At 67.3% G+C, this 1,293-nt stretch carries 1 protein-coding gene; it reads right to left on the bottom strand.

The annotated features are described in order from the left end of the window. Positions 1-72: 72 nt before the first annotated feature. Positions 73-1,143, bottom strand: coding sequence for an IS30 family transposase (locus NIE79_RS32360; RefSeq protein WP_443677174.1), 1,071 nt, complete (start codon positions 1,141-1,143; stop codon positions 73-75). Between the last annotated feature and the right edge of the window lie 150 nt (positions 1,144-1,293).

Below are 1,293 nucleotides of genomic sequence, written 5' to 3'. Positions count from 1 at the left end.
CTATCCCTCGACGAAGTCGCCCACGAGATTAACCCGCCGCCTCGGCTTGGGGTCAAGGGGTGAGTGCAATCGTCAGGTGGCGATGAGGTGGTCCAGGCGCTCGGCTGGGGTTGCCCAGCCGAGTGTCTGGCGGGGGCGGGTGTTCATCTCGTGGGCGACTTCGTCGAGGCCTGCCTGATCGATGCTGCGGAAGTCGTAGCTGCCTTTGGGGAAGTACTGGCGTAGCAGGCCGTTGGTGTTCTCGTTGGAGCCGCGTTGCCAGGGGCTGTGGGGGTCGCAGAAGTAGACCGGGCAGCCGGTGGCGACGGTGAATGCCGCGTGAGCGGCCATCTCGCTGCCTTGGTCCCAGGTCAGGGAGCGGCGCAGATGTGCTGGTAGACGCTGGGCGAGGTCGGTGAGCACGGCGATGACGGCTTCGGTGTCGCGGCCCTGCGGGAGGGCGCCGAGCATGACGTAGCGGGTGGCCCGTTCGACGAGGGTGACGATCGCCGAACGGCCGGCCTTACCGATGACCAGGTCACCTTCCCAGTGCCCGGGCACCGCCCGGTCGTCGGCCTCGGCGGGACGGGCACTGATGTGCAGGTCCCCGATCCACGGCCGGCGACTACGGCCACCCGCGGCGGCCCGTGACTGTGGGCGCCGATCAGCTCGTCCCGAACGCAGGGCGACCTGTCGGGTCAACTCCTCGCGCAGGCTGCCCCGCGACTGAACGTAGATCGCCTGGTAGATCGTTTCGTGCGACACCCACAACTCCGGCCGGTCAGCGAACGTGGTCCGCAACCACGTGGCGATCTGCTTCGGAGACCACCTACGCGCCAGTTTCCCCCGCACCACCTGCCGCAGCCGCGTCCCCGGACCCAACTTCGACGCCTTCGACCGCCGACGCGCCGTATCCGCACGCCGCTGCGCCCACTGCGCCTGATACCCCCATCGATACGGGGCCCGTGCCCGCCCCGACGGCAACGACCGCCCGAGCGGGTTCTTCGTCCCATGCCGCGCAGAGTGATACCGGGACACCTCCCGAGACACCGTGCACACCGGCACCCCCAACAAACCGGCGATCTCACTAATACGCCGACCCGCACCCCACAGATGCTCCAACACCTGCCGATGCCCGAACGTCAACACACCCGGCCTGGCCACCAACACCCCCCAGCACAACCAAGATCAGTTGCACTGAACCTTAGAAACCACCCGGCGTGTCGTGACGACAACCTCATGATCAACGAGAGACCGGGTGGGCAACGAGAAAGGCTCACCTCGCGTCGCGAGATGAGCCTTTGGTTGTAGCCC

This window comes from Micromonospora trifolii (genome assembly GCF_022229005.1).
Lineage (GTDB): Bacteria > Actinomycetota > Actinomycetes > Mycobacteriales > Micromonosporaceae > Micromonospora > Micromonospora trifolii.
Note: the sequence above shows the minus strand (reverse complement) of the source record. Positions and strands in the feature narration are given on the sequence as shown.